Raw genomic sequence first — 22,660 nt, 5'->3', positions numbered from 1 at the left:
ACAAGAAATCTGCAGCAAACACATACTGCCAAACACATGTGATTGGCAGTAGTTGGTAAATGTCTATTCAGCAAAAGAGTTGTTGTTGCAAGGACGTTCCTCGATCTGACAAGGGAAAAAAGATGAGTTTAGATAAATTAGAAATAGATACCGTTGTGGTTGGTGCTGGCCAAGCTGGAGTCGCGATGAGTGAGCACCTGACAGAGCTTAAAATTCCACATGTGGTATTAGAAAAAAACCGTATTGCAGAAGCTTGGCGTACACGCCGTTGGGATTCTTTGGTAGCGAATGGACCTTGCTGGCACGATCGCTTTCCCAATATGGAATTTGATCTTGATCCAGATAGTTTTGTACATCATGACCAAGTTGCTGAATACTTTGAAAAATATGCCAAGCGCTTCAATGCACCAATTTATAGTAATGTTGAAGTCAAAAAGGTTCAAGCAAATGCGCAAGCTGCGGGTTTTGTTGTTGAAACCTCTAACGGCACTTTAACAGCACAACGTGTCGTTGTGGCAACAGGGCCTTTCCAAAAAGCCATTATTCCTTCGATTGCACCTCAGCAAACAGATTTATACCAAATCCATTCAGATCAATATAAAAATCCACAACAAATCCCCGAGGGTGCTGTTTTAGTGGTGGGTTCAGGTTCTTCAGGTATTCAAATCGCAGATGAATTAAATCGCGCAGGTAAAAAAGTTTATTTGTCTGTTGGGGCACATGAACGTCCACCGCGTGTTTATCGTCAACGCGATAATGTTTGGTGGCTCGGGGTGTTGGGCGGATGGGATAGCGTTAAAACCGATACAGGACCGCTGAAAGGTTTGGCTGTAAGTGGTGCACATGGTGGGCATTCCATTGATTTTAGACGTTTAGCACAACAAGGCATCACCTTATTGGGGATGACGATGCAATTTGAAGGAGCGCAGGTACGTTTTCAAAATGATTTGCAACAGTCATTGGCCGACGGTGATAAAGCTTATTTTGAGTTTTTAGATGCTGCAGATGCTTATGTTCAACGTACAGGTATAGATTTACCTGAGGAACCAGAAGCTCGGATTATTTTAGATGATGCTGAGTGTATTCAACAGCCTATTTTAGAGCTTGATTTAGCCCAAGCAGGGATCACCTCAATCATTTGGGCATCTGGCTTTGGCTTTGATCATAGTTGGTTAGAAGTCAATGCTTTTGATGCGGATGGTCGGCCTAACCATAAGCTTGGTGTCTCAACAGAACCCGGTATTTATTTTATTGGTCTTCCTTATTTATCTGGGCGTGGTTCAAGCTTTATTTGGGGCGTTTGGCATGATGCAAAACGCGTGGCAGGCCACATTGATATTCAACGTCAGTATTTAGAGTATCAAGATAAAAACCAAAGAAAGCAAATCAATAAAGAAGAAAAAACAGCATGAAATAAGTTTTAAATTTCAAGGTTTAATGCCCACTCTAGGAGGGAGGAGCACATGACAGGAAAAAACAATAAGCAAGGAAGTCGTTTAATCGATCAAGCAAAACAGGTGAATGCAAAAAAGTTAACTTTGTTTAATTTAATCGCCATTGCAGTAGGTTTAGTGCTATCGCAAGGTGTGATGGTGATTATTTTGCAAGGATTTGGCTTAAGCGGAATAAGTTTCTTTATTCCGCTGATTATCGGATTCTTTTTAGCACTGAGCTATGCGACATCTTTTGCAGAGTTGGCATTATTAATTCCTAAAAGTGGCAGTATCAGTGATTATAGTCTAGTCGCAACAGGGCATTTACCCGCAATGCTTTCGGTGTTTTGCGGGTATATTTTGGTGGCGATGTTTGCTGTTTCAGCGGAGCTGATTTTAATCGATGATGTGATCAAAAAAATATTTAAACTGGATGTTCCCTATTTTGGCATTGGCTTTTTGATTTTATTTATTTCAGTGGGTTTAAATCTGCTGAAAATTGATATCTTCTCCAAAGTTCAAAATACCGTAGCTTTTGTCATGGTGGTTTTATTACTTTTGCTCGGTATATTTGCGATCAGCGGCTGGGTTTATCCGCATACACAAGTGGTTGATTATACAATTACTTTTGATACAAATACTGTGGCACTGGTTGCATTGGCTTTCTGGGGATTTGTCGGGGTCGAGTTTGTTGTCCCGATGATCGAAGAATCCAAAAATCCCAGTAAAAATATTCCAAGATCGATGTATATCGGTTTAACCATGATTTTTATCACCATTTCTTTATATGGCGTGGGTGCACTTTATTTCTTACCCCAAGAGCATCTGGTCAATTCTTTGACCCCACATATTGAATATGCAACGGCGGTATTTGGTCCGACAGGCTTAATCTTTATTGCGATTGGCGCTTTATTTGCCACCTTAAGTACCTTAAATGCGACTTTAGCTGCCTTACCGCGTATGTTGCAGGGCATGGCAAGCAATAAACAAGTGTTATCAATTTTTGCCCGAGTCAATCAGAAGAATAATGTGCCTTGGGTGGGCGTTGTATTTGTTGCGGTCATCATCATGATACCAATGCTGTTCTCACAGAATGAAACCGAAGTGATAAAGGTGCTGTTAACTGCAGCATGTATCTCTTGGTTGATCGCTTATGTGATTGCACATATCAACGTGATTGTGTTGCGTAAACGCTACCCACAGATGGCAAGACCTTATAAAGCACCATTTTATCCATTCCTGCAAATCATTGGCATTATCGGGATGGTACTTACGATTTTCTATGCTGTGCCTACCCCAGATTTGAGAGTCAAAATATTTACTTGGGTCGGAATCGTGATTGGTTTTACCACAATCATCAGTATTCTTTGGATCAAATTGGTGATGAAAAGACAGCTCTTTCAACCAGAATCCATCGAAAGTTTGACCAAATAAAAGCAGAATTTTAACAAGGAGTTATCTTATGAAACAGTTATCAACAACAGAAATTACAGAAGTTTGGAAAAAAGATAAAGATCACCATATTCATCCATGGACTGACTTTGCAACCTTTAAAGATGAAGGTGCCATGATTCTTGCACACGGTGAAGGGTGTTATGTTTTTGATGCTGAAGGCAATAAATATCTGGATGGTATTGGTGGTTTATGGTGCGTCAATGTGGGTTATGGGCGTCAAGAAATTGCCGATGCTATTTCAGAACAGATTATGCAAATTCCTTATTATTCTGCATTTGGTCACCATACTTCGATCCCCGCTGCAAAATTATCTGCAAAACTGGCTGAACTGGCGCCTGGAAATTTGAATCATGTGCTGTTTGGCTGTGGTGGCTCAGTTGCCAATGATACTGCGGTACGACTTATTCACTTTTATTTCAATCAACTCGGTCAACCAAGCAAGAAAAAATTAATCTCGCGCAAAGATGGCTACCATGGCAGTACCTATATTAGTATGTCATTAACTGGTGTTGAGTTTGACCATATCGGTTTTGATATTGATCGTGAATTGGTCCACCAGATTTCATGCCCCAATCCATACCGTAGAGCGGAAGGTCAAAGCTTAGAAGATTTTTGCAATGAAAAGGTACAAGAGTTAGAAAATAAAATTTTGGAATTGGGTCCAGAAAATGTCGCTGCGTTTTTTGCAGAACCAATTATGGGTGCTGGCGGTGTTATTGTACCTCCGCCGGGCTACCATAAAAAAGCCCTCGAAGTATGCCATAAATATGGGGTTTTATATGTGTCCGATGAGGTTGTGACGGCATTTGGTCGTTTAGGACACTTTTTTGCTTCAGAATCAGAGTTTGATATCGTTCCAGATATTATTACTTGTGCCAAAGGGTTATCTTCAGGTTACTTACCTTTAGGTGCAACGATTATATCTGATGATATTGCTAAAGTGATTGGCAAACCTCAGGCGGATGGTGCGTTATTTACCCATGGATTTACCTATTCGGGTCATCCTGTTTCTTGTGCAGCAGCATTAAAAAATATTGAAATTATCGAGCGTGAAAACTTATTGCAACACGTCAATGATGTAGGTCAATATTTTGAAGATCAATTGCACACACTGATTGACTTAGAGATTGTCGGAGAGGTTCGTGGTAAGAAGTTTATGATGTGTATTGAAAACTTAGCCAATAAGAACACCAAGGAACTTTTCCCAAGTTCAGTCAATGTAGGTTCTCGAATTGCAGATTATTGCCAGAAAGATGGATTAATTATTCGTCCAGTGGGTCATATGAATATTATGTCGCCACCGTTAATTTTAAATAAGGATCATGTAGACTTTATCGTCACAACATTACGCAAAGCGATTCTGAGTACCACTGCTGATCTTAAACGTGAAGGTTATTTGTCTAGTTAAACTTACAGATAAATCTAAGCAAACAATTTAAACAATTCATGGCCCCTAAACTGAATCAAAAGTAGCGGGGCCATTTACTGAGTTGATCATTCAATAAGGATTAAATACAGCTTAAGCTGTTGAATCATTGCTTGGATTGTATTTATTTAAAATGCTTGCTAATCGGCAAGCATTTAATTTTACACACTGAATAGTTTGTCTTTTAATTGGTGCCAATTTGTCGAAATCCAACACACTAAAGAGCCTGAAGTCACCAAGATCACGCCATACCAAAACTCTGTTGGTAGATTGGTTTGTAAGATAAACATTGAAATCAAAGTTGAGATGACTGGACTAAAATAAGATAAAGTCACCAAAATCGTAATATTGCCTTTGATAATACCAATATTCCAAGCGGCATAGCCCAAGGCCATCACCACTGAAACAATGCCTAATAATCCTATTGTTGTAAGTTCAACTTGTGGAATTGCATTTAAACTCAATCCATGTGACCACAAGTATTTAGTCCACAGTACAATACTGATCGCCACAAAGAAAAATGAAATTGGATTATGCCCATCACTATATTTTTTGGTAATCACACAATATAACGACCACAGCGTTGCCCCAACAAATGCCAAAATATAACTGATTGGATTTTCCAGAATATTGGATAAAATATTAGACCAGGTTAAAGCACCTTGTCCGGTTTGAATCAAAATAATTCCACTTAAGCTGATGGCTAAACCGACAATAACAAAGACATTAAATTTAATTTCTTTAAATAGGATCAGCATCGCAACTGTTAAGCCCGGCCAGAGGTAATTGACTAGACTAACCTCTATGGCTTGTTGTGCAGTTTGTGCCAGTGCAATGGCATAAGAAAAACATAATTCATAAATAACAAACAATAAGGTAGAAAAAATCAGATATTTTTTTGAAATTAATTTTAAATCTGGGATTTTAAAAAATATTAATAAAATACAAGTGCTCAGTGTATACATCAGCAGCACAGCCAACTCAGGGCCCAAACTAAAACTGATTTTTTTCAATAAACCGACGATGGAAGACCATTGTAAAATGGCACTTAAACCAATCAACGTTGCGAGATTTTTTGACATATTGGGCTTTAAAATCTGAGGATTCAGATTAAGGTAAGTAATGAAATAATTATAGCTTACAATTCTATGATTATTTTTAAAATATCACCCAGCATAAAATAAATACTATGCCATGATGAGCTTAGTTAAAAATAGGGGATTTAAGCAAAATTCGATATTTGGGTAAAAAATTAAGTATTAAAAATGATAAAAAAGCTTTGTTTTTAGTTCGATTTTTTATATAAACATATGCATAAAGATTAAAAATTAACGAGACATTAAACAGAGATAAACAAATGAGAAGATTACCCGTATATTTATTATTAGATACCTCAGGTTCGATGCATGGTGAACCGATTGAAGCCGTTAAAAATGGTGTTGAAATACTGGTTTCTTCACTCAGACAAGATCCTTATGCACTTGAAACAGCCTATTTGTCTATTATTACCTTCGATACTCAAGCCAAACAGCTGATTCCTTTAACTGAAATTGCAATGTTTCAACCCCCTCAATTACAGGCAACGGGTACTACACAGTTGGGCGAAGCACTGGGATTACTGGCAGATAAAATTGATCAGGAAGTGCAAAAAACCACACCTGATACCCGTGGTGACTGGAAACCCTTAGTTTTTATTATGACAGATGGTGCACCAACGGATGACTGGACCAAAGGTTTTGCAAAACTAAAACAAGCCAAGACGGGGATGATCATTGCTTGTGCAGCGGGACATAATGCAGATAGCAGTATTCTCAAACAAATTACAGAGGTTGTAGTAGAACTTGCAACCGCAGATTCAAATACCATTAAAGCCTTCTTTAAATGGGTTTCTGCAAGTATTTCTACGGGTAGCCAAAAAGTAGATGCCGGTCAAAAAGAAGTCACAGGCTTAAATGATCTTCCACCACCACCACCTGAAGTGAATGTGGTTCTATAAAAATAAAGGAAACTAGCATGGCAATTACATTGGCGAAAGGTCAGGGACTCAGTCTTGAAAAATCTAAACATGATTTAGAGTTAGTGACGATTGGACTCGGTTGGGATATCACTGAACAAAAGAAAGGCTTTTTAGGCAGATTATTTTCAGGCGCAAAGAGCGAAGAACACGATCTAGATGTGGTGGCATTCTTATGTGATGCCAGCGGAAAAGTAAAAGATCTCGGCTGGAATGCCGCGGGTCAAGCCACACTCGAAAATAGTGATGTTATCTTTTTTAATAATTTAAAGCATCGTTCAGGGCAAATCTGGCTGACTGGAGATAACCGCACTGGTGCTGGTGACGGCGATGATGAGCAAATTATTGTCAAATTAAATAGCTTGGCAGCTGAATATCACAAGATTGTCTTTATTGTGCAAATTTACAATGGTGCAAAAAACAATCAGCATTTTGGTCAGGTGAAAAATGCCTTTATCCGTGCTGTCGATGGTACTGGCAAAGAAATGGTGCGTTTTGATTTATCGGGTATCGGTCAATATGATCAACAACGTTCATTATTATTTGCTGAACTGGTCAGAGAAAATAGTGGCTGGAAATTTAACGCGGTTGGCAATGCTTCTTCCGCGGATAATTTCGTGGAATGGTTAAAAAAATATAGTTAAAAAATGAGAGTATAATGCGCCGTTTACCTGTATATATTTTATTAGATACATCTGGCTCTATGCGTGGTGAGCCAATTCACTCGGTGAATGTAGGCTTGCAGTCAATGCTCAGTGCATTAAGGCAAGATCCTTATGCGCTTGAAAGCGTGTATTTAAGTGTGATCACCTTTGATATTGAAGCAAAAGTTTATCTACCGCTCACCCCTTTGGATCAGGTGCAAATTCCAGATCTCGATGTGCCCAATGTGGGTGCAACATTTATGGGTGCAGCATTGGAATTACTGGTACAAGAAGTACAACAGAATGTGCAGAAAAGTAGCAATGATGTTAAAGGCGATTGGCGTCCGTTATTGTTTTTGATGACAGATGGTTCACCCTCAGATGTCTATGCTTATCAGCAAATCGTTCCCACAATTAAACAGCTTAATTTTGCCACGATTGTCGCTTGTGCTGCGGGGCCAAAAGCGAAAACTGAATCCTTGTTGCAACTGACGGATCAAGTGGTTGTGTTAGACACCATGGACTCAAATAGTTTTGCCAGCTTCTTTAAGTGGGTTTCTGCAAGTGTAGTCGCTGGTAGCAGTAGTGCAGGGGTATCTGATTCAATTTCTTTACCACCACCACCCGCCGAAATTCAGCTGGTTTTATAACTGAATATGATGTGACGATAAAAATGCTAAATCAAACAGATCAGTGCTTATCTGCTTTAATTTAAGTATTTGAATAATATGATAAAAATAATGTAGGTGAAGTTATGCGCCGTTTACCGGTATTTTTTGTTCTTGATTGTTCTGAATCAATGGTCGGGCAGCCGCTTGAATCTGTTCAAGAGGGTGTGGAATTTATTTTAAGCAGTTTAAGAAAAGATCCTTATGCGCTTGAAACTGTATATGTTTCAGTAATTGCATATGCAGGGATTGTTAGAACATTGGTCCCGTTAACTGAGTTATTTGCCTTTAATCATTTTAATTTGCCCTTGGGTGGTGGGACACATTTGGGTAAAGCTTTAGATCATTTGGGTCAGGAAATTGATCGTTATGTGATGAAAACCACCAGTGAAGTCAAAGGCGATTGGAAGCCAATGGTCTATATATTTACCGATGGCCGCCCAACCGATGAATATGATCAGGCAATTCAACGTTGGAATGCCAAATATGCGCATAAAGCGACGGTTGTCGCCATTGGTCTAGGTGCAGATGTTGATTTTTCTGTGCTGAGTAAGATCACTGAAAATACCATTTCAATTGATCAGATCAATCAAGAATATGTCAAAGGTTTGTGTAAGTGGATCACAGCCTCTGTAGTGTCACAAAGTATCAGTATTGGTAGCCATCAACAAAAAGATGACCTGTTGCCGATTGATGAGCGTTATATGCGCTTGGCAAAAGATGCATTGTCCCTGCAAAAAAATAAAGCTGATGATCATTGTGCGATATTTGTCGGTCGCTGCCAAAAGATGAATAAACCTTATATCATCAAATATATACGCAACTTACAGTATAAAGGTCCAGCTGATTTAAATATCAATATCTATAACTTTAAGTTGGATACCTGTAGTGCGATATCTGAGGAGTATTTTACTTGGTCAGATCATAATGCATCCAATAAGCAGATCAATACAGCCGAACTCGATGGTTTCCCTGAATGTCCACATTGTTTTTCTGAGACCGCTTTTGCGGTATGTGGATGCGGTAATTTGATGTGTTATGACGGATATCGGGAATCTGTGGTTTGCCCGTGGTGTCGTCGACAAATCAGTTTTTCTTCTGGTGATAGAGATTTTGATTTAACCCGTGGGCAAGGTTAGGCTTTATCGGTTGATGAATAGATTATTGAAGCATTGCTATATTGAACAATATTAAAAACTTATATCGCTAAACGCTTAAGTGCATCGTGATTGGTGAGTGACCAAGCGAATAGAATAGAAAAAATGGCTAGAGGGTAAAATGGACAGTGATGTATGCAAATTAAAGCAGATTTTGGAACAAAATCCCGCAGATTTTAGTGAGACATTTTCACAATTTTTATTAAGTGATCCACAAAATCTCAAACAACTTTCAAAGCTCATTAATGAATTGGAAAAAGTGAAGATAGCTTCACCGCGTTTGAACAATATCGATGAAGCTGATTTATTGGATAATGCATCTGTAATTCAGTCTCAGCATGAAAATATAAGCTCGGGTACAACCCAAGCCACTGTACAAAATAATGTTCAAGAGCAAGCTTGTCTTAATCAGCAAACTGGAACCAATAAATACATTAGCGTGAATGAACAAGTCAAGCTTGATGAAAATATTCAACAAAATTGTGTTGAGCCTTTAGTCGATGCAAATCAAATCCACACATCATCTGAAAACACCGACCCAGTTGAAGTAATTTCCGATGCGCAAAGTATCACTTTAGATCTTCACACAACATTGCAACTGACACCGATCCTACAGGTTGAACAGCAAGTTGTTGCAGATCAAGTCGAGGAAGCATCAGCCCCTGCAACTGAACTCAATTTAGAAAACAAGCTGACGATTGATCCTGAAAATATAAGCTCAACCCCTGAAATAATATCTTCTGAAACTGAGAAGAATAGATTAGAGATCGAATCTGTGTTTAGACGAAGTAAATATGAAGACATTAAATTTCAGGTTGAAAATGCCCGAGTTGGACAACACTATCAATCTCAAATTTCAGTGATTTCTCAACATGATGTCAGTCAATTAACATTCAAATCTGAAAGCTTTAAATTTCCAGATACAAGTTTTTATTTCGATGAAGCAACACAACGTATTCATGGTCAGCCACAACAAGCAGATTCAATCGAATTTTCTTTTCAGTTTATTGCTGATGGAGAAACACGCTCCGCCCAGTGTCGGTTGAATATCATTGCAGACCCACGCAGTTTATGGAAAGTCATTGAGCCTGAGTCTGGTCAGAAATTTAGCAAGCCGCATTTAGATCAAGCCTTGATTGATGCCGTGGACTATAAAATTATTGCTGCAAGTCGTCGTGGCCGTTCACATGAACACGCAGGCTTATTTAGAGATGACGATTTTTCCATTACTTTAATCGACAATACCCCTTGGTCGATCTTGACTGTGGCAGATGGTGCAGGCAGTGCGCAATACTCCAGAGAAGGTTCTCGAATTGCGGTAGAGATTGTTGAAAATGAGTTTAAAAACTATTTAAACCCACACACGGTTGAAAGCCTGATTGCTGATTTAGAAAAGTGGCAAGTGGCTAGTCAGGATGCTGAAACTGTTGCAGTTGCTAAGAAGTTAAATGAGCAGTTTCATCATGTATATTATGAAATTTATAAATCAATTATTAACCAAATCAAATTACAAGCAGAGCAGATTGGGGCAAATACTAAAGATTTTTCAACCACATTGCTGGTTGCGGTCGTATGTAAATTAGCTGACAAAACCTTTATCAGTGCATTCTCAGTGGGAGACGGTGCAATCGCAGTATATAGCGAGAACAACGTGCGCCTGATGAATGTTCCAGATGGTGGAGAATATGCGGGACAGACCAAATTTCTAGATCTGAGTATTGCTACAGAATTTCCAAACCGTTTAAAAATAGGCTGCTTTAAAGATACCCATGCGATTATGTTGATGACAGATGGTATTTCAGATCCAAAATTTGAAACAGATTCTGGCTTATCCAATTTTGACAAATGGCAAAGTTTATACCGTGAACTGGATCCGCTGCTACAGGATGAAGCAGCTGATACTGCGTTGTTGGAATGGATGCATTTCTTTACAGCTGGGCATCATGATGATCGTACCATGGCCGTATTATGGAATAAGCATTCAACAATATCTGTATAAATAATATCTAAGTATTTGAAGAATATAGTGTAAGGTGGCAAGTATGTCAGCAAAAATTATTAAATGTACCACCGTTGATGGACGTGAAATAGAATTTGTAGATGAAATTATCGGTTCAGGTGCAATGAAAGATGTATATTTTTCACCTGATCGTAGCTATGTGGTGTGCTTTTTTAGTAAAGAAAAGAATAAGTTTTATGACTCTAAAGCCACCTTTGAGCAGCAAAAAGATCGTTTAAAAGAAATTGTAGGCAATAAGTGGCAAAGTATTTTTAATGGGATTGGTGGGGATTATTGGAAGAATATTTTTTGCTGGCCAGATGGTTTAGTGGAATATAATAATTTGCTTGGGATTACCGCCCCAACCTATAGGAAACAATTTTTCTTTGAATATGGTTCAAAAAATAATGATTTTCTGCAAATCAAAGGCAAAGAAAAAGAAGGGAAATGGTTTGCAAGTGCAAATAACCAAAACAGATTTCTCGACGACAAAGAAAAAGGCACTTGGCTAAATTACCTTAAAATAGGAATTCTAATTTCCCGCGCAGTACGCCGTATGCATGCTGCGGGTTTGGCCCATTCAGATTTATCTTATAAAAATATTTTGGTCGATCCTGTTTCTGGGAGTGCCAGTGTTATCGACGTTGATGGTTTGGTGGTACCTGGAAAATACCCACCGGACGTTGTCGGTACTCCTGATTTTATTGCGCCAGAAGTGGTACGCACCAGTCATTTATCCAAGGATAACCCCGATCGTTATTTGCCCAGTATTGCAACAGATAAACATGCTTTGGCGGTATTGATTTATATGTATTTGCTCTATCGACATCCGTTACGAGGTGGAAAAATTCATGATATGAATGATCCGCAAAAGGATGAAACGCTGGGAATGGGTGAAAAAGCGCTGTTTATTGAACACCCAACAGATCATAGTAATCAGGTGAAACCGACTCAACTTAAAGTCAGTCAGCAACCGTGGGGGGATCCTGCAAAAATACCATTTACAGTGACTGGACCGTATTTGTCTGAGCTCTTTATCAAAAGCTTTGTCGAAGGTTTACATGATCCTGCCAAGCGCCCCTCAGCCAACGACTGGGAAACAGCCTTGGTCAAAACCGTGGATTTGATTCAGCCGTGTCATAATTCCCGTTGTGGTCAAAAGTGGTATGTCTTTGATAATTCCACTAAACCTGAGTGCCCATTTTGCCATACGCCGTTTAAAGGTAAATTACCTATTCTCAATCTATACTCAGCACGGCAACAAGGTAATTTTAGACCCGATAATCATCGTTTAATGGTATGGACAGGCCAATCTATTTACGCATGGCATACCAATAATATGATTGCACCGAATGAACGCTTGACCGCAGAACAGACCAAGCGAAAAGGCTATTTCGTTTTACATAATGATGTGTGGTGGTTGGTCAATGAAGATATGCCTGATCTTACCGATGTTGCCAATAAAACGCAGATCCCGATTGGTGGTAAAATTGAGCTAAAAGATGGTGTTCAAATTTTATTTTCTAAACAAGATGGCGGTCGTTTAGCTGTGGTACAAATGGTTGAAGCATAATGCGCTGCTTCAACCTCCAAATAAGGCTTATACCACCAAGATTTTATCGTGTGTTGAACACGATGATTTGACCAAACCAAAAGTTTTATATCTAAGTAAAATCATTTCAGCCCAGTTTTTATGAGTGGCAGGTTCGATCATTGAACCATGACATTTAAATACACTTTTAGCATCGTGGGCTAAGATTAACTGAGCCTCATGAAACTCTTCAGGTTGAACTTGTAAGGCATGATGAATATGCCCAATTTGAGCAGGGTGAATTGCCGTTTTGGTATAAATTCCATTATTCATGTCTTGTTCCAGCTCTTGCATCAATAACTGTGTACTTTCAAAATGTTCACAGACAGGTGAACTCAACTGAAAACCATTGGGAATAAATAATCCCGCCAATTGTGAAATCAAAATGCCCACGGGCGTTTGATAAATCGTGGTGTTTTTGGGTCTACGCAAATTTAAACAGGACAAGAGGTCATTGCCACCAATTCTTAAACATAATGTTTTATGAAAGTCATATTTAAGAGCTTGGTAAAGTTCAATATTGTGTGCCACATCAAAGATTTCTTTGGTTTCAAGGGTTGGCATATATTGCAAATTGGCAGGTAATACATTCATCCAATTTTTGAGATTAAATACATTAAACTTGGGCAAAATCATGCCATTAAATGTTTGATTTAGATCCCAGTCGACAATGTGCTTTGCCATTTCCATATTTCTAGGGCGGATAAAAATGGCAGGGGCTTTTAAACTGGGTTCATCTAGTCGTCTTTGCAATAAATGTTTTAAATTCACCATTGCCGTTTGAACATCTGATTCGAGTACAGCATCTTCAAGGCATACCGCAATTGATTTAATCTGCGGAAATTTAATTCCTTGGGTAACTTCCCACAATTGTTCATGTGTTGCGGGAATATACATAGTCGCGCCAAGCTCAATGGCGTGTAAAAGTGGCTTCATTTTTTCTTCTCTACTTTTTTTATCAATGTCGCTGCGTGATAAGGACCTAATTTTGTTCCCAGAATATCGACTGGAATATTTCGCTCACGTGCAAAGTGCAATAATAATTGTACATGAGGATTAGACTCATCTTTCAATAAGATTCGTTCAGGTACGCGTCTTAAAACTGCACGTGTTGCTTCAGCAATACTGGGTTTTATATGGTTAATATTTTGAATTGCATATTGTGTTGCAATCCAGTCAATCGTTTCTGCACATTGTTGCTGTTGTGCTAAACGAATTTGATTGTTCCAATTCACCTGTTTATCAGTTGGGTTTTGTTCAATCAATAGTCGTATTTTCTCAATAAAATTGACAGAAAGATCATAAGGTTTTAGCTGATCATAGATTAAACAACTGTGCCATTTTTGTGTCTGATAGCAATTGTTTCGAGCATCTTGCTGTTCTATGGTTTCTTTTAAAATCGTTCGAGAAGTCAGTCCAGAGATCACCGAACCCAATATCCCAAATGGAATCAACCAATCATCTGTACTGGCACTTAACCAAGAATAACCACCCAAATCAGACAAGGTAACTAAACGCGGGATCTGCCAATTTTCATCAAAGAGCTCAGGAATGTCTTGTAGATTTTTTGTGAGTTCTTTGCATATCGCGCCTTTACCTGTCCAGCCATCTACAAAAACGATATTCTGAGCACCATGTTGTTCAATAATTGCTTGCAGTGCGGCAAAGTCGACACCGCGATCACGAATAATACTAATACCATAGTGATAGCAAGACTGATGCTTTTCAAGGTAATGTTTGAGTAAAACACCTAAAGGAACACCAGCGCGAACCAAGCTCACCAAAACAACCTCTTGTTTGGGAAAACGTTGCAGCAAACTGTTACCAATTTTTTGAACTTCTTCGGCAAGGCGCTGTGCACCTTGTTCAAAGGCATGCTGATAATGTTGCATTTGTTCATCCGTTGGCGGATGTTCAGCACTGATCATTTGTGAATAGTGCATTTTTCCTGACTGGATCAGATATTCTTTTTCTTCAACTGCAGTGGGTTGAATATCATCAATCTGCATCAAAAAAGTGACATCTTCGGGACGATATGAACCGTGAAAGCCAAGTTCGTTCAATATTGGATTGAGTGGTGTGATCAATGAATTAGACATGACCTAAATATCCTTTAGTGTCAAAATCATGGCTTAAATGCGTATTGAGAAACTTATCCAACTGACTGCTTTTCGGCATTCCAAACCAATCACAACAGCTGAGGAATCCAGCATCTGATAGACTATCGCCCCAACCTAAAATAATACGTTCCCGTTGCGGATCATGTTTTTGAATATAAAACTCAACCGCACTTTGTTTGCTGACATGATGTGGAATAATCGCCAAATTATTGCCATTGATATGGATATAGCACTGTTCCAGTAGCGGTTGAGGTAATTTCTCAACAAGCTGATCTAAAAATAAAGCACCAGCTTGTTTTTGCTTTGCAACAGAATAAATACTCAGTTCATTTTCAACTAAAGTCCAAGTTCTTACTGCACCCAAATCTTTGGCATAGTCATGCAAAGCATCTGGCAAGTCAGTCAGTATGCCATTGAGTTGATTTTCATGTTGTTTTTGAAGATTAAACCAGTCTGTATCTAGCGCTAAATTCTGATCCAGAATCGTGCCCCCATGTGAACAAATCGCACCATATTTAAAAGGGATTTGTACACGTTTAAAGCCTTCAACTGAACGAGCAGTTACAGGCACAACTTCAGCAGATTCAAGCAACCAATTCAAAAAAGACTGCTGTTTTGGACTCATATATGAAAGCGGTTGTCCTGAAACATCTGTAGTCACCATTTGATGTTGTGGAGTCGGTTGCTGTTTTCGATAAGTTTGAAATAAAGTGTCATCCAAGTCGACAAAGACTAAAGGTTTAGGGTTCATAACTGATCACTTCCAAATTTTTAATTTGTTCAAACAAGCTTGGGTCTACGCTATCTTGGTGTGTTTCAATCACTAAAAGCACCCGATCAAATTCTTGATGTTTTACGTTATAAGCAAAGTTTTGAATATTGAGCCCATAGTTATCATGAAACTGACAAATACTTTTTATTGCATGTCCTTGCATGATCGGTGAACGGGTTGTTGAACTAAAATAAGTTTCAGCACCTTGTTGTTCCAACTGTTCTGCAATAAGAAAAGGGATCCAACTAAACTCACCTGAACCGAGTACAAGTATTTTTTCGCCTGGATGATTGATGTGAATATGTTCCCATGGCGTACATTCTAAATAACCTGGCTCACGCCCCCAATTATTTGGTGCAATAATTTTCTGTGCCTGTTGCTCAGTGGAGCTGACATTGGGCATATTAACCTGAATATTGTGTTGATTCGCTTGCCACTGCCAATTTCCTTGCAATAATGAAACCACTTCCACAGGGATATCAAGCTCATCCGTTGCAAGACTGTGTTCAGCCCAGTTCACCAAGGTGACCAAGATCACGCGTTCAACTTGCTGCAAACCGGAATTGGTTAAACTATTGATCAGGTTTTTAAAGGTTTTTCCAGTCGAAATTTCATCATCAACTAAAATCAAAGTCTTTGAATCAATCACTTGCTGATGTTTAACTGAATCATGGCTGCTTAGAATAAACTGATCTTGTGCATGGCTATGTTCTTCTAGAAAAAGCCCCAATGTCGGTAAAGTCGATACAGGGTGTCGTGTTGTGGTTAAGAAAATCGCATTTTTGCCATGTTGTTTTTTTAATTCACGATAAACCCCAGCACCCAAACCGACGGCTGTTTCAGCCATACCAATGACACAGATTGGCCCAGCCAAATCTGTAGGTACTAAACTGGCTAAATCGCTATAACTGCGCTGCATGACAGAGGGTGCGACAGGGATATGTTTCCCCAATACTTTGGAAACAAATAAAAATGCTCTTTTAGGATTAATTCTTTCTGCAAAATCTAATAAATCATCTAAAGCCCAGTGGCTATGTTGTTGGTTAACTTGAACAGTGATTCGCCCACGACTTAAATCTATATGCTTCATCTATATTACAAATCCAATTTTATACTATGGGCAATCGGTAAAGCTTTAACAGGCGATTGTTGCGGTGCTCGAACTAAGTTCAAATTTAATTTTTCAGCAATCAGTTCGGCAATCAAATTGACTCCCGTATGTTGTGTATAAGCAAAACCACCAGCAGGGCGTGGATTGATCTCAAGAATATGCCATTGCAAGCTTTCATCTTGTTTAAATTGGATGTTAATTAGTCCATCACATTGAAAATAATCGACTAAATCTATACAAATTTGATGACAAGGATGTTGCAAAAAACACTCTTGGAAATAAACATGTTTGATTCTGGTTACTTGAGCAATGATCTTTCCTTGACTACAAGCAATATCAACTGAACATTCTTGCCCAGCCAAATAAGGCATAATCAGATATTCAACAGGTTCCTCCTGTTGACTATATGCCTCTATAAATTGCTGAGTATTACATTTGGTCGGTGAGCTAAAATTTTTAAAGTACGATACATGATTCTGTAAACGGACAAAGCCTGCACCATAAACCCCATAAACAGGCTTAGCACAGATCTCACTATGTTGTAGCTGTAATGTTTCAATGGATGTCTTCAGCGTTTCTGTGGAATTGGCTAATAACGCTGGAATGACAGATAAATTTTGCGCTTCACAATGTAAGGTAAACTGATATTTATTGTTCATCAACTCATGCTGTTCTGAGCTGAGTGTACCAGTAATCAACTGAATAGCATGTTGTTCAAATTGGGTTCTAAACGGCTCAATATGCTGACTGTGTTTTCCACAAAAGAGTAGTTGGATATTATGTTCAATACATTGTTCCAATAACCATTCAGCGCTCTTTGAAATAGCAGGCTGCTCAAGATAAAAATCAGCACTCAATGCAAGCTCGGGGCGGTTACGGCTGTGAGAACAAAATATAGTCAGCTGTTTTGATATACTCGAACTTTTCAGTAATTGAATCATATCATTTTGGCAGGAATAACACTCGGCGATCCAAATTTTATATTGCTGTAGCACGGGTAATTTAATCTCAAATTTTTATAAAGAATAACGAAGTTTTTAAAGCGACTATCTGATGCGCTGGAAAATATAACAATTCCCCATAGTGATACAATATTTAATTTTAATATTTTGTAAAAGTAATCAAATACCAAGAAAAAAACACTGAAACACTTGAGATTAGGAATTTTTATGGTAAAACATAGCATATCTATTTTTATTTGTTTTTTATAAAGAAAGTTAATTTAAAAACTTCATTTGAACAACGCATGATTTTAAATTCATTTTATCAAAAAGCGATAATATACCTATAAAGTGGAGGATTTATGCAGCTGGTTGCTGGTGGAAATATTCAAATACCTGCTCAGGATATTGAAATTTGTATAAAAACAGGTTTTTCATCTGACATAGAATTAGATGTTACAGCATATTTACTGGCCCAAGGCACGCTTAAAGTGCGTGGTGATCAGGACATGATTTTTTATGGACAACGTCAAACCTCCAATCAAAGTGTGGTTTTGCTAGAATCATCATCTAAGAACCCAAATCTCACTAAATTAAAAATCAATACTGCACTTTTAGATGCACAAATTCAAAAAATCGCTATTTGTGTCACGATCAATGAACCAAACACCATTGGAAATATTGTTCCGATTGATATTGAGCTTTATGCAGCGCAACAGCGTATTGCGACTGCACATTTGGATACTCGGAATAGAACTGAAAAAGCCTTAATCCTTGCAGAGATTTATTTACATAACAGCCAATGGAAATTTCGTTTTGTTGGTCAAGGATTTAATGGTGGATTAAAGCCATTGGCAGAAAACTTTGGTGTTGTGATTGCCGATGAAGTGAAAAATACTACACCTACACCTACACCTACACCTACACCTACACCTACACCTACAAATATTAATCTTTCTAAAATTCGATTGGATAAAAACAATTCAAGCATCAATTTAAGCAAGAAAGGCAATGGTTTTGGAAAAATTTCAGTCAATTTAAACTGGAATAAAAGCCAGCCCAAATCCCAATCATTTTTTCAGAAACTATCGGGTTCAAGTGCAATAGATCTAGACCTTGGCGCGATGGTGCAACTTAAAAATGGTGAAATTGATTTAGTACAACCGCTGGGTAATCGTTTTGGCCGTTTTGAGGTCAAACCATTTATTCAGCTTGATGGCGATGATCGTACAGGTTCATCTGTACAGGGTGAAAATCTGCACATTAATGGTAATCAGTGGGATCAAATTGAACGTATTGTGATTTATGCTTATATTTATCAAGGTGCTGCGCAATGGGCAGCAACGGATGGCGTGGTCACCATTAAGATCCCAGATCAACCTGAAATTGAAGTTCATTTGACGGATGGTAATCAATTGACAACATGTTCTATTGTAGAATTAAAGAATAACAATGGCACTATACAAGCCAACCGAGAAGTTCGTTATTTTAAAGATCAAAAATATTTAGATGAACATTATGGTTTCGGTTTCCGATGGACACATGGTTCTAAAAATTAATCGAGTGCATATATTTAAACAATCAATGCACACTGCAATAAAGTAGAGGAAATATAAATGGCAATTTCATTAAACAAAGGTGGCAACTTATCTTTAAGCAAAACTGACCCAAGTTTAAACCAAGTTTTGGTTGGCTTAGGTTGGGATGCGCGTGCAACCGATGGTACAGATTTTGACTTAGATGCTTCAGCATTTTTATTGAGCGAAAGCGGTAAAGTCCGTGGTGAACACGATTTCATTTTCTATAACCAAACCCGTTCACCTGAAGGTTCTGTTGAACATACAGGTGATAACCGTACAGGTGCGGGTGATGGTGATGATGAAGCAGTTCGCATTAATCTGGCACAAGTACCTGCAGATGTTCAAAAAATTGCAATTACAGTCACCATTCATGAAGGCGAAAGTCGCGGTCAAAATTTTGGTCAAGTTCAAAATGCGTCTATTCGTGTGGTAAATGATCAAAGCAATACTGAAATTGTGCGTTTCGATTTGAATGAAGATTATTCAACAGAAACTGCCATGATTTTTGGTGAATTATATCGCCATAATGGTGAGTGGAAGTTTAGAGCTGTAGGACAAGGTTATGCTGGCGGTTTAAGCGCAATGTGCCAACAGTTCGGTATAAGCATCTAATATAAGAGTTCAATGGATGAAACATTTTCGCTTTTCGATTCTTTTTACCATCATTTGTTTAGCAATTTCAGCGTATTGGGGTTTCACACATGGCCCCCAAGCTGGCCTAATGACCATGTTCAAGGCATTGGCAATTACTGCAATTCTTGCAGTAATGGAAGTTTCTTTATCATTTGATAATGCAGTGGTAAATGCTTCAGTACTTAAGCACTGGAATCATTTCTGGCGAACCTTATTTTTAACAGTCGGTATTGTGATCGCTGTATTTGGTATGCGTTTAATCTTTCCATTACTCATTGTTGGCGTCACTGCAGACATGAGCATGATAGAGGTCGCAAAACTTGCGCTGAACGATCCAAAAACCTACTCTGAAAAGCTTATGGCACACCATGCTGAAATTGCAGCATTCGGTGGTATGTTCTTACTTTTGGTCTTCCTTAACTTTTTATTTGATGATGAAAAAGATGAGCATTGGTTCCATTGGTTGGAGTCAAAACTCGCTGATCTAGGCAATATTCAAGCGATTTCAGTGTTTATTTCATTATGTGCATTATTGGTTATGGCTAATTTTGTACCTGAAACTTCTCGTCTTGTTGTAACAATGGCAGGGATCTGGGGAATTGTGGTTTATGTCGGTGTTCAGGTGATCGGACACTTGCTTGAAGGCGGTTCACATGATGATGAGCAAGAAGCATCTGAACAAACAACTTCAAATAATGGTGCACCAGTCACAGGTACAATTATCAAAGGCGGTATCGGTGGCTTCTTGTATCTTGAAGTTCTTGATGCGTCTTTTAGTTTCGATGGTGTAATCGGTGCTTTTGCAATTACCAGTGATGTGGTAATTATTATGCTGGGCTTGGCAATTGGTGCAATCTTCGTGCGTTCTATGACCGTTTACCTTGTAGAAAAAGGTACGCTCGATGCTTATGTTTACTTAGAACATGGTGCACATTATGCGATTGGTGCACTTGCATTCATCATGCTTGCAAGTGGTACAGGCTTACATATACCTGAGGTCGTAACAGGTTTGATTGGTGTCGCGTTTATTGTTTGGGCAGTAATCTCATCAATTTCTTATAGTAAAAAACAATCTCTTGAAACAACAACTGAAAAAGGAAACTAAAAATGGCTATTAATTTATCAAAAGGCGGTAACATCAACCTGTCTAAAACAGCGCCTACCATGAATAAAGTAGACTTAGGTTTAGGCTGGAATCCTCGTGTTACAGATGGTAAAGCATTTGACTTGGATGCTGTTGCTTTTCTGACTGGTGAAAATGGCAAAGTTCGTTTAGATGGCGACTTCATCTTCTTTAACCAAAAAACTTCTCCTTGTGGTTCTGTCAACCATAACGGTGATAACCGTACAGGTGACGGTGATGGCGATGACGAAACCATTTCAGTTGATTTATCTAAAGTTCCTGCTGATGTGGCAAAAATTGTATTTGCTGTAACCATTCATGAAGGCCAACAAAATGGTCAAAACTTCGGTATGGTGGATAAAGCTTATATCCGTGTAATCAATAAAGATAGCAATGCAGAAGAACTTGCACGTTTTGACTTATCTGAAGACGGTAGCACAGAAGTTGCGATGATTTTTGGTGAGTTATACCGTCATAGCGGCGAGTGGAAATTCAAAGCAGTCGGCCAAGGCTTTAACGGTGGCTTAGGTGCTTTGGCTGCAAGTTATGGTGTTGCAGTTTAATTTTTAAAATCAGTACTAAAAGATTTATCTTTTAGTACTTGAAAGTGATTCGGTTTAAATCGGTTCATTTATGAACACAGTAAAAATTATTTTCAAGTACTAAATAGAGAACAACAATGCAATTCATCACTGGCCAAAAACTGGCACTTCACCAATTGTTGCAGACAGAGACACAGTTTAAAGTACGTGTTCAAGTTCAAGCACCTTTTGAAATTGATATTTCTAGTTTTGGTATTGCGCCAAACGATAAACTTTTCCATGATGATTATATGACTTTCTATAATCAGCCACAGGCTCCGAAAGGCGAAGTTCAATATCAGCTTCAAGGCAACATACATAGTTTTACCTTTGATTTAAACAAGATAGACGCAACACGAACATCACGTTTTGTTATTTGTGCAACCTTAGCCAATGAACAGTCTCAAATCCAAAATATACAATCGATTCAGGTCGAGTTATCTAATCAACAGGGTCAGGTTGTTGCCAGTTATGTTTTAAATGGTTCTAATTTTAGCCAAGAAAAAGCTGTGATGCTGACTGAGATTTACTTTAAAAGTGATGCTTGGCGTATCGCTGCAATTGGTCAAGGTTTTAATGGTGGCTTAAAGGCTTTAGTTGAGCACTTTGGGGGAGAGGTTGAAGAAAGTGCAGCAGCTACTCCATCAACAGCAAACCCATCGACAAGCAATAGCGCATCTACGATTGATCTGAAAAAGAAAGTGGTATTGGATAAAATCCAAAATGCAGCCCCACATTTGGTAGATATTACTAAAAAGTCTTTGATCAGTTTAGAAAAAAATAATTTACTCGATGTAAAAGCTCGCGTAGCTTTAGTCCTCGATTATTCAGGTTCAATGCACCAACAGTATATAAAAGGTGATGTGCAAAAAGTACTCGACCGAATTATGCCATTGGCAGTCAATTTTGATGATGATGGTAGTTTTGAGTGCTGGGCATTTGCAGAAAAATCCTTGCGTTTAAGCGATGTAACCCTGAATAACCTAGAAAATTTTGTCAATACAGATCAAGGCGGACACCCAAAGTGGAAAGCGGGTGCACGTTATAATAATGAACCTGCTGTACTTGAAGCCGTGATTCAATATTTTACCCAAGAAAATCCATCTCACTTACCCGTTTATGTGGTATTTGTTTCAGATGGTGGGGTCAGTGAAAGTAAAAAGATTAAAAATATTCTTAAAAATGCATCCAGTTTTCCTATTTTTTGGCAGTTCGTGGGTATCGGGGGGCGTAACTACGGTGTGCTCGAACAACTCGATACGATGGATGGGCGAGTGGTAGATAATTGCAATTTTTTTGAAATGAGCAATATTCAAAGTATGCCTGAAGCACAACTGTATGATGCGCTACTTCAGGAATTTCCACTGTGGTTAAAAGAAGCGAAAAATAAAAACATTATTCGATAAAGTGAG

General features: G+C 38.5%; 20 protein-coding genes. 14 read left to right on the top strand and 6 right to left on the bottom strand.

Annotation, left to right across the window (positions count from 1 at the left end; all coding sequences use genetic code 11):
• Positions 1–122: 122 nt before the first annotated feature.
• Genes AC07U8_RS10755 through AC07U8_RS10745 form a run of 3 tightly spaced genes read left to right on the top strand, consistent with a single transcriptional unit; the run spans position 123 to position 4,296 of the window.
• Positions 123–1,412, top strand: coding sequence for a flavin-containing monooxygenase (locus AC07U8_RS10755; protein WP_209826125.1), 1,290 nt, complete (start codon positions 123–125; stop codon positions 1,410–1,412).
• A gap of 51 nt (positions 1,413–1,463) precedes the next feature.
• On the top strand, positions 1,464–2,867 hold the full coding sequence (locus tag AC07U8_RS10750) for an APC family permease (RefSeq protein WP_494737860.1): 1,404 nt from the start codon (positions 1,464–1,466) through the stop codon (positions 2,865–2,867).
• Positions 2,868–2,895: 28 nt separating this feature from the next.
• The gene (locus AC07U8_RS10745) at positions 2,896–4,296 is read left to right on the top strand and encodes an aminotransferase (RefSeq protein ID WP_494737859.1); all 1,401 of its coding nucleotides are present in this window, start codon (positions 2,896–2,898) and stop codon (positions 4,294–4,296) included.
• A 179-nt stretch (positions 4,297–4,475) separates the two neighbouring features.
• On the opposite strand, the gene yddG is transcribed toward AC07U8_RS10745, so the two are convergent.
• Positions 4,476–5,396: an aromatic amino acid DMT transporter YddG gene (yddG, locus tag AC07U8_RS10740; protein ID WP_494737858.1), complete on the bottom strand. Its 921-nt coding sequence runs from the start codon at positions 5,394–5,396 to the stop codon at positions 4,476–4,478.
• A gap of 275 nt (positions 5,397–5,671) precedes the next feature.
• Between yddG and AC07U8_RS10735 the strand changes: the two genes are divergently transcribed.
• The 6 genes from AC07U8_RS10735 (at position 5,672) to AC07U8_RS10710 (ending at position 12,369) form a co-directional block, all read left to right on the top strand.
• Positions 5,672–6,310: a vWA domain-containing protein gene (locus AC07U8_RS10735; protein WP_034613146.1), complete on the top strand. Its 639-nt coding sequence runs from the start codon at positions 5,672–5,674 to the stop codon at positions 6,308–6,310.
• A 17-nt stretch (positions 6,311–6,327) separates the two neighbouring features.
• Entirely contained in the window at positions 6,328–6,972 is a 645-nt protein-coding gene (locus AC07U8_RS10730; RefSeq protein WP_494737857.1) for a TerD family protein, read from the top strand.
• A 14-nt stretch (positions 6,973–6,986) separates the two neighbouring features.
• A complete protein-coding gene (locus tag AC07U8_RS10725; RefSeq protein WP_209826129.1) occupies positions 6,987–7,622 on the top strand; it encodes a vWA domain-containing protein in 636 nt (211 codons plus the stop codon).
• A 104-nt stretch (positions 7,623–7,726) separates the two neighbouring features.
• A complete protein-coding gene (locus AC07U8_RS10720) occupies positions 7,727–8,779 on the top strand; it encodes a TerY-C metal binding domain-containing protein (RefSeq protein ID WP_494737856.1) in 1,053 nt (350 codons plus the stop codon).
• Between the two features lie 139 nt (positions 8,780–8,918).
• Positions 8,919–10,796 (top strand): PP2C family serine/threonine-protein phosphatase, encoded by a 1,878-nt coding sequence (locus AC07U8_RS10715; protein WP_494737855.1) that lies wholly within the window; start codon positions 8,919–8,921, stop codon positions 10,794–10,796.
• Between the two features lie 43 nt (positions 10,797–10,839).
• Positions 10,840–12,369: a helix-hairpin-helix domain-containing protein gene (locus AC07U8_RS10710; RefSeq protein ID WP_270382378.1), complete on the top strand. Its 1,530-nt coding sequence runs from the start codon at positions 10,840–10,842 to the stop codon at positions 12,367–12,369.
• A 27-nt stretch (positions 12,370–12,396) separates the two neighbouring features.
• Here the strand turns inward: AC07U8_RS10710 and AC07U8_RS10705 are convergent, their stop codons facing one another.
• Genes AC07U8_RS10705 through AC07U8_RS10685 form a run of 5 tightly spaced genes read right to left on the bottom strand, consistent with a single transcriptional unit; the run spans position 12,397 to position 17,247 of the window.
• Complete coding sequence (locus tag AC07U8_RS10705; RefSeq protein WP_419262961.1) at positions 12,397–13,323, bottom strand: HpcH/HpaI aldolase/citrate lyase family protein; 927 nt, start codon at positions 13,321–13,323, stop codon at positions 12,397–12,399.
• On the bottom strand, positions 13,320–14,486 hold the full coding sequence (locus AC07U8_RS10700; RefSeq protein ID WP_419262960.1) for a cysteine protease StiP family protein: 1,167 nt from the start codon (positions 14,484–14,486) through the stop codon (positions 13,320–13,322). The genes AC07U8_RS10705 and AC07U8_RS10700 overlap by 4 nt, the downstream gene beginning before the upstream one ends.
• On the bottom strand, positions 14,479–15,258 hold the full coding sequence (locus AC07U8_RS10695; protein ID WP_224963503.1) for an HAD family hydrolase: 780 nt from the start codon (positions 15,256–15,258) through the stop codon (positions 14,479–14,481). Before AC07U8_RS10695 ends, AC07U8_RS10700 begins: the two co-directional genes overlap by 8 nt.
• A complete protein-coding gene (locus AC07U8_RS10690; RefSeq protein WP_151801416.1) occupies positions 15,248–16,369 on the bottom strand; it encodes a phosphoribosyltransferase domain-containing protein in 1,122 nt (373 codons plus the stop codon). The genes AC07U8_RS10695 and AC07U8_RS10690 overlap by 11 nt, the downstream gene beginning before the upstream one ends.
• Positions 16,370–16,374: 5 nt before the next feature.
• Positions 16,375–17,247, bottom strand: a complete 873-nt coding sequence (locus tag AC07U8_RS10685) for an ATP-grasp domain-containing protein (protein ID WP_228270434.1) — start codon at positions 17,245–17,247, stop codon at positions 16,375–16,377.
• A 446-nt stretch (positions 17,248–17,693) separates the two neighbouring features.
• On the opposite strand from AC07U8_RS10685, the gene AC07U8_RS10680 reads away from it, so the two are divergent.
• The 5 genes from AC07U8_RS10680 to AC07U8_RS10660 all read left to right on the top strand — a co-directional run bounded on the left by AC07U8_RS10680 (position 17,694) and on the right by AC07U8_RS10660 (position 22,654).
• Entirely contained in the window at positions 17,694–18,890 is a 1,197-nt protein-coding gene (locus AC07U8_RS10680) for a TerD family protein (RefSeq protein WP_494737854.1), read from the top strand.
• 57 nt (positions 18,891–18,947) lie between these two features.
• A complete protein-coding gene (locus tag AC07U8_RS10675) occupies positions 18,948–19,523 on the top strand; it encodes a TerD family protein (RefSeq protein WP_494737853.1) in 576 nt (191 codons plus the stop codon).
• Positions 19,524–19,539: 16 nt separating this feature from the next.
• Positions 19,540–20,649: a DUF475 domain-containing protein gene (locus AC07U8_RS10670; protein WP_096734151.1), complete on the top strand. Its 1,110-nt coding sequence runs from the start codon at positions 19,540–19,542 to the stop codon at positions 20,647–20,649.
• Positions 20,650–20,651: 2 nt separating this feature from the next.
• Positions 20,652–21,230: a TerD family protein gene (locus AC07U8_RS10665; protein WP_004821595.1), complete on the top strand. Its 579-nt coding sequence runs from the start codon at positions 20,652–20,654 to the stop codon at positions 21,228–21,230.
• A 116-nt stretch (positions 21,231–21,346) separates the two neighbouring features.
• Positions 21,347–22,654: a vWA domain-containing protein gene (locus AC07U8_RS10660; protein ID WP_494737852.1), complete on the top strand. Its 1,308-nt coding sequence runs from the start codon at positions 21,347–21,349 to the stop codon at positions 22,652–22,654.
• Positions 22,655–22,660 lie beyond the last annotated feature (6 nt).

The organism is Acinetobacter sp. GW821-FHT01E09 (assembly GCF_059422385.1).
The sequence above is the reverse complement of the archived record's forward strand: the minus strand, read 5'-3'. Positions and strand labels throughout refer to the sequence as shown.